The organism is Candidatus Acidiferrales bacterium, from assembly GCA_036514995.1.
Classification (GTDB): domain Bacteria; phylum Acidobacteriota; class Terriglobia; order Acidiferrales; family DATBWB01; genus DATBWB01.
The window spans coordinates 21159-28060 of the sequence record DATBWB010000085.1; the positions used below are offsets into that span (position 1 = coordinate 21159).

Here is a 6902-nt window from a genome sequence, read left to right on the forward strand (position 1 = left end):
AAGCACAATCTTCGCTTTTTATTCGCCCATGACGATCTACGCGGATTGAGCTGAAAACAATGGATTACCACCGCGTCCTCGGGGCAAGCCGGGCGGGGGTCAGGGTAGCGGGCGAAACCTGGCGGTAAAGTGCCTCAAGAAGGGCGCCTGGTAGGTCAGCTCGAGGCCGCGAATTTTTTCGCGCCGCTTCCACACTTCCAGAATCGCTTCCACGACGTAGTCCACGTGGCTCTGGGTGTACACCCGTCGCGGGATGGCCAGCCGAACGAGGTCCATCGTGGCCGGGTGTTCGACGCCTTTTTCGTCTCTCTTCCCGAACATGAGCGTGCCGATTTCGACGGCCCGGATGCCGGCTTCGAGGTAAAGCTCCGCCGCCAGGGCGACGCCGGGAAAGCAAGTGGGCGGGATGTGCGGAAGAAAGGCCCGGGCATCCATATAAATCGCGTGGCCGCCGGGTGGCTGGACGATGGGCACGCCCTCCGAGGCGATGTGTTTGCCGAGGTAGGCGGTGGAAACGATGCGGTAGTTCAAATAGTCTTCGTGGAGCACCTCCTGCAGTCCGACCGCAATCGCCTCAAGGTCGCGCCCGGCAAGCCCGCCGTAGGTGGGAAATCCCTCCGTCAGGATGAGCAAATCTTTTTCCTGCTGGGCGAGCAGGTCGTCGTTGGTGCAAAGAAAGCCGCCGATATTCGCCAGGCCGTCTTTCTTGGCTGACATGGTGCAGCCGTCCGCGTAGGAGAATGTCTCGCGGGCAATCTCTTTGGGCGACTTCGAGCGAAAACCCTCTTCGCGCAGCTTGATAAAGTAGGAATTTTCAGCAAAGCGGCAGGCATCCAGGTAGAGGGGAATCTGGTAGCGGGCGCAGAGGGCGCGGGTTTCCCGGAGATTGGCCATGGAGACGGGCTGGCCGCCGCCGGAGTTGTTGGTAATGGTCATCATCACCAGCGGCACCCGCTTTGGCCCGACCCGCTCGATCAGCTCGCCCAGGCGCTTCACGTCCATGTTGCCCTTAAAGGGATGGAGCGTGGCCGGCTGGGTGCCTTCGGGAATGGGCAAGTCCACCGCTTCGGCGCCGAGAAATTCGATGTTTGCCCGGGTGGTATCGAAGTGGGTGTTATTGGGGACGACGTCGCCCTTCTTGCACATCACGCTGAACAGGATGCGTTCGGCGGCGCGGCCCTGGTGCGTGGGGATGACGTGCTTGAAGCCGAAAATATCGTCCACGCTTTGTTTGAAGCGGGCGAAGCTGGGCGAGCCGGCGTAGCTCTCATCGCCGCGCATCATCGCCGCCCACTGCTCGGTGGACATGGCGCCGGTGCCGCTGTCGGTGAGCAGGTCAATCAAGATGTCCTCCGAGTCAATCAAGAAGAGGTTGTAGCCGGCGGCCTCGAGCAGGCGCTGGCGCTCCGCGGGGCTGGTCTGGCGAATCGGCTCGACGCTCTTGATGCGAAACGGCTCGATGATCGTTTTGATGGGCATGGCAGGTTCCTTCGCCTGGGTCAGGACAGGCCTCGAAGCCGGCCCGGCGCCGAGCCATGCTAGCACGGCAGGCTAGAAAAACCGAAAAGCGAAAATCGAAACTCGAAATTCGGCGCAATGGAAACCCGAAATTTCAAAGTCGCAAAACGCCCCGGAACGTTTCAGAAAGTTACTTCCTTCTCCGGACTGCGGTTTTGGGTTTTGCGAGTTTCGAATTTCGCCGTTGAGGTTGCTGCCGGTGAGATTAGGCAAGGTGGGCTGGCCGGACGTCAGACATCAAGGCAGGGGCGGACCTCGGGCGGGCGGGGAACCTCGAAGCGGTCGTGGCGGTGGTAGAAGGCGACGATCACGCGGCCGATTGGCCGGCTATCGTGCGAGAGAATTTCCGCTGGTGTGAGCCGGACGCGCTCGCCTGCCTGGAGTGCCTCTTCCCAGGAGTCCTCAAACGTGCCGTGTTCGATGCGGACGCCGAGGCGATCGAGGTAAGCCTGGCGTCCCTGCTCGAGCCGGGCAAAGTAGTGCCCGTAAGTCGGGTCACCGCGCTCGCGGAATTTTCTCAGGAAGTCAGACTCCTCCCCCTTCAGCATCTGATGCCGCTGGGCGTAGAACTCGTTGAGCGCTTCAATGACGGTCAATAGCGCAATCGACCGCACCGCTTTGGTCCCCATATAGGTTCTATTATATTGGATTCAGGGAAGATAGCCTAGCGTTGCCCAAAAAAGTTGTAGTATTTTTGCTGGTACCAACTAACGCCTTTTGAATCAAGTGGATACGGTGGCGGGCGAGGTCGTCCGTCGCTCACCATTCCTGTGCTGCCACGGCGACTATTCTCGAAAGGGCTTCGAGGTCGGCCAGATCCACCACCTCAGCGGGAGAATGCGAGTAGCGCAGCGGCCAGCCGAGCGCCAGGTTCGAGGCGCCGTGGCGGAGAAAGACAGCGCCATCGTTGCCCCCGCCGGTGACGCCGTACTGGCTCAAGATGGAATGTTTTCTGGCGAGGGCGAGAATTTTCTGGACGTGGGCTGGCGCGGCCACGTAGCTATTGTCCACGGCGCGGACGACGAAGCCTTGGCCCAGCCGGCCATCGCCAAAGCGCTTGGACTCGAGCGGCGAATCGGCCGAGACAAACGTATCCACCGCGAAAACCACGTCGGTGGTGTTGTGATCGGCGTAGTATTTGGCCCCGCGAAGGCCAATCTCCTCTTCAGTGGACCAGACGAAGGTGACCTCATGCTGGAAGAGTTTCGGGTCAAGCTGCCAGGCGGCCGCCACCAGTGCCGCGCAGCCCACGCGGTCGTCAAAGCTCCGGCCATTGACGCGGCGTCCGAGGAGCTTGCGGAATTTCTTGGGCACCGTTACAAAGTCGCCCACCTTTACGCCCAAAGCTTCGGTGGCGGCTTTGGTTCGCGTGCCGAGGTCGGTCCGCCACTCGAAGCCCGGACGCTCGGGACGGGTCGTGAAAAAATCGGGGGCGGCATAACCTTCCGGCAATTCCATCACTCCGGGGATTTCCCTGCCTCCCTCCGCGCCACGAACCAGAATGGCGCGACCGGCAAAATAAACGGTGGCAAAGCCGCCCTTCGAATCGAGCGCAAGCCGGCCGTCAGCCAGGATCTCCCGCACCACCCAGCCGATTTCGTCCATGTGGGCCACAAAAACCAGTCGCGGGGAGCCTTTGCCCATGCGCAAAATCAGGTTTCCGTAAGGATCCGTCTCCACTCCGGCCCATGCGGGCAGAAGCCCGGCGATGGCTTTGCGCACAGCCGCCTCGTGTTGGCTGACGCCATAGACCTCGGTGAGGGTAGCGAGAATTTTCTCGGTGGAAGGGACTCCGGGCCGGGATGGCGGAGTGGCCGCTTTTGGTTTTTGCGCCGTAGCTTTTGAGGGGACAAGGAAACAGATGAAGCAAAAGAGGCAGAGGAGGCAGGGAAAAGAAGATCGATTTGGGAAGGATTCACCGGACATTTCGTTCTCCCTTCAGGCTCCCTTGAGGGCGCAACCTCACTGCTGGGCGTAGGCGGCCAACAATCGGACCAGCGCGTCGAGATCGGCGATGTCGATCATTTCAGCCGGCGAGAGCGGAAAACGCACCGCGATGCCGAGATGGGCAAAGCGCGGGGGAAATTGCGGCCCACCGGTGTAGCTCGAGCGCGGCAGGGCCGCCGCCGGCTCGCCCCGTGCCGGGATATTGCGCTCGGCGGCCAGTCTCGAGAGTTCGCCGGCAAGCGGCGCAGGCTTGCTCGGGTCGGCAATGGCAATCAAGACGCCGCTCGAAGGCTCGGCGGTTTTCTCACCCGGCCGGGGAGGCTGCAACCGGCCAACGATGATCCAATCGTTCGCGGGCACCTCTTGCGCCAGGCGATCCAGTCCTCTTCCGCCCACCCATTGTTGGGTCACAAAAGCGGCGACGAGCGTGCCTTTCAGCTTGGCTCCGCCCCCGGCGATGTTGATCCGGCCGAGCATTTCGAGAAGCGCCACCGCCCCAAAGCGGTCGCCGAGCGAGGGCGCGGTCACCATGCCGCCGCCCAACTTGTAGAAATGCTTTTCCATCGTGATGGGGTCGAGCAAATCCACCCCGGCGGCCCTGGCCTCCTTTTCGCTCGGCGCGCCGATGTCAATGAAGATGTCGTCCAGCTCGCGCACCGGCGTAGGATTGCTTCCCCGCGCGGTCATGAGGTGGACCGAGCGCGCCGCCACCACCCCGCTCAAGGCTTTCCCCGCCTTCGTAAAAACGGACACGGGTTGCGCCGTCAGCAAGGTGTCAAAGAAGGCAAACAATTGCCCCTGCGGCAGGCGCTGCACGCGGAGAAAACCGTCTTCGGTGATCCCGGAAACAACGTAGCCGATTTCGTCGATGGGCGCGGCCATCACCCGTGTGGGCTCGCCCGAGCCGAGCGTGACGATGACGTTGCCCAGATTGTCGGTCTTCGAGTCGAGCTTGAGAGCCTTCAGGCGTCTCTGGATTTCACCGGCCAGCGCCGACTCGTAACCCGGCACCGCCGACATCTCCGCGAGCTTCTGAAGTAGCTCGAGAGGCGCAGACCTCCCTTCCGGAGTGCTTTGAGCGACCGCCGAAGGCGACAGAAGCAGAATGGGAAGAGACAACCAACCGAGCGATCTCTTCCACTTGCCCTTCCACATGGAAAAGCCTCACATCTTCCGGATGAACCGATAGGAGTCCGCCCTCAAGCCAGGCGGGCAAGCCCGCCATCAGGCCAAGCGGGCAAGCGAACCTGCCGGAGGCAAACGGAGAGCAGGGAAAAGATAGTGCCACGAGAGCGTGGACGCAAGCTCTATGAGTTGACACGACCCCAATACCCATCTTTTCCCAAGCTTCGAGAAGCTTTGACGTCCTGTAGGACATCGCCGTCGCCAAGTTGCTTTTCCGCCCTCAGAGTGGACGTCGGCGAAGTTCGGTGTGCCAGAGTGTCATGGCGTATAATTGCCCGCAACCGTGACCCGTCCCGTTCATCCTCGTATCCTTTTGGGTCTTCTCTTCACTGGTTGGTGTTTGGCTGTGCCGTGCCGCGCGGCAGCGGGGCCGGCTCGAGGGGGCCCGGCTTCGGTGTCTTCGTCGGCCTATGCAGGGGGGCGGGCAAAGTTGTACCGAGAGGCGCTCGAGCTGGCGATGAAGCACGACCGGCTGAAGCTGCCGCGGTTGCTGGAGAGTTTGGACGCGGAGTATTCGCGCGGCGAAATGGGGGATGCAGCGGAACTGGTGCCGGTGCTTCGAACCATCGCGGGCGACCCCGGCTATCTCCGCATGGCACAGAGGAAGGCGCAAAGTTTGCTCGAACGCATCCGCGACGGCCGCCCGACGCTCGAGTTCGAAAAAGCTTTGCTCTATCCGCAGCAGCTTTACTGGAGCGTGCGCGTCCGGGACGACGGCCAGGCGCGCTACGCTCACGCCTCCGGCGCGGCGGACGATTCCTCGCTTGCCGCCGCGGCAGGCGAGTCCTCCCCGGCGACCTCGCCCACTTTTTCGCTTTCCGCCGCCACTGTTCAGCAGCTCTTTTCCCTGGCAGCACAGATGAAGAATTTTCGTGGCGCGACCAGCGAGAAAACCAGGCCTGGCATTCCCGTCCTAATGGAAATCGGTCTGGCCTACGAGAAGGGCCCGGTGCGCTACCGGGTAGCCTATGTCAGCTCGCCCGGCGGGAAAACGGGGCGCATGGTCAAGCTCTTCGAGGGTATTGCCAACCAGCGCTGGCACGCCGCCAACCTCACCCGCGCCATGGCAAGTCCCGAAAGTTCGCGACGAATCGAGCTCTGGCGCGTCCTCACGGTGCTCGAAAAAGATCTCAAGAAGAGCCAGGTGGTCGAACCTGAGGTGCTTGCCCCTCTGCTCCGCGAGATTGCCGGGTCAGGGCGGTTTGCGCCCGAAGAAGCGGCTTTGGCGCAACGGCTGCTCCAGCAGCTGGGCGGGCCGACAGCAGCGGGCGAAGCGGAGAGGCGGGACGGGCAAGGCGACAGGAGGTAGTGTCCGGGGAGCGAGAAAAAATTCGCGCTTTTCGAGCATGGGCTTCGGGCGGGCACCCGGTGGAAAGGGGCGCGGGACGCGGACGATGACGGTGAGCGGGGGGTGTCGGAGTCCAGGGGGCGAGAAGGAGTATTTCTGCTGCATCGCCTGCCAGTAGCGGAAGTCGGTGCGGGCTTTCTCCAAGCCTATGTTGTCGAGCAGGCAGGCCGCGTGAGCGGCGCCCGATTTCCAGGCGTCGCCATAGCAGGAGCAGAAAGCGGGGTTGCGCTTGCAAATGCGCCAGGAGCTTTCATGCACACGAGCGGCGCGGCTGATGGCCCGGATGGTGCGCTTGACGTTCAGGTCGAGGGCCGCTTTGAGAAAGGCTTGCTGCGCCGGGGTTGGTCGGAAGGTCATTGGTTGTTGGGCGAGTGGAGGATACGACGGAGGGCGAGCCAGGTCGGGAGAGCTACGGCCAGGAACAGGGTAAGCATGGTGAGCTCGCTCACGGGGCCTCCAGTTCCATTATGGCACGGGCGTCAAGCGCGCCTCCCGAAGATTCGGGACTGATGGCGGACCTCGATCGAGGGGCCCGCCGTTTGCTCCAGTCGCTGGGTCCCTCTGGGCAAATGTAGCGGCCGGCTTCAGCCGGGCAAACTTCCCTTCGGCTCTGTGATTTGGCTAGGTGCGCTCTCAACTTTCAATGACCGAGCTAATCGCACGACTCACCATCTCGCCTCTTTCCTCCTGAGGTGATACGATAGGGTTGTCGGGCTTTTAGCCCGACATGCATATCGGGATGAATCCCGATACTCGTTACGCCGGAGGAGTGCGTGAGTGGTTGAAACGGGCGGTCTTGAAGACCGCTGCGGGCATTTCTCGACCTAGTTGAAAACTCAGCTAATTCCCTTTGCCAACCACAGACTAACTCGAAGTCGCCTTTTCCTGTTTTCGCCCGTTTTTG

General features: G+C 61.9%; 5 protein-coding genes. 1 reads left to right on the forward strand and 4 read right to left on the reverse strand.

Features of this window, described 5'->3' with window-relative positions:
- Window positions 1-99 precede the first annotated feature (99 nt).
- The 4 genes from VIH17_06120 to VIH17_06135 form a co-directional block, all read right to left on the reverse strand.
- Window positions 100-1479, reverse strand: a complete 1380-nt coding sequence (locus VIH17_06120) for a tryptophanase (GenBank protein HEY4682811.1) — start codon at window positions 1477-1479, stop codon at window positions 100-102.
- Between the two features lie 269 nt (window positions 1480-1748).
- A complete protein-coding gene (locus VIH17_06125; GenBank protein ID HEY4682812.1) occupies window positions 1749-2147 on the reverse strand; it encodes a DUF6022 family protein in 399 nt (132 codons plus the stop codon).
- Between the two features lie 130 nt (window positions 2148-2277).
- Window positions 2278-3240, reverse strand: a complete 963-nt coding sequence (locus VIH17_06130; GenBank protein HEY4682813.1) for a M20/M25/M40 family metallo-hydrolase — start codon at window positions 3238-3240, stop codon at window positions 2278-2280.
- Window positions 3241-3480: 240 nt separating this feature from the next.
- On the reverse strand, window positions 3481-4620 hold the full coding sequence (locus tag VIH17_06135) for a hypothetical protein (GenBank protein ID HEY4682814.1): 1140 nt from the start codon (window positions 4618-4620) through the stop codon (window positions 3481-3483).
- A gap of 460 nt (window positions 4621-5080) precedes the next feature.
- Here VIH17_06135 and VIH17_06140 point away from each other — a divergent pair, with 460 nt between their 5' ends.
- A complete protein-coding gene (locus tag VIH17_06140; protein ID HEY4682815.1) occupies window positions 5081-5959 on the forward strand; it encodes a hypothetical protein in 879 nt (292 codons plus the stop codon).
- The last annotated feature ends 943 nt before the right edge of the window (window positions 5960-6902 follow it).

Coding starts and splice junctions, on each gene's coding strand:
- VIH17_06120 (HEY4682811.1), bottom strand. CDS start 1,479: ATGCCCATCAAAACGATCATCGAGCCGTTTCGCATCAAGAGCGTCGAG.
- VIH17_06135 (HEY4682814.1), bottom strand. CDS start 4,620: ATGTGGAAGGGCAAGTGGAAGAGATCGCTCGGTTGGTTGTCTCTTCCC.
- VIH17_06125 (HEY4682812.1), bottom strand. CDS start 2,147: ATGGGGACCAAAGCGGTGCGGTCGATTGCGCTATTGACCGTCATTGAA.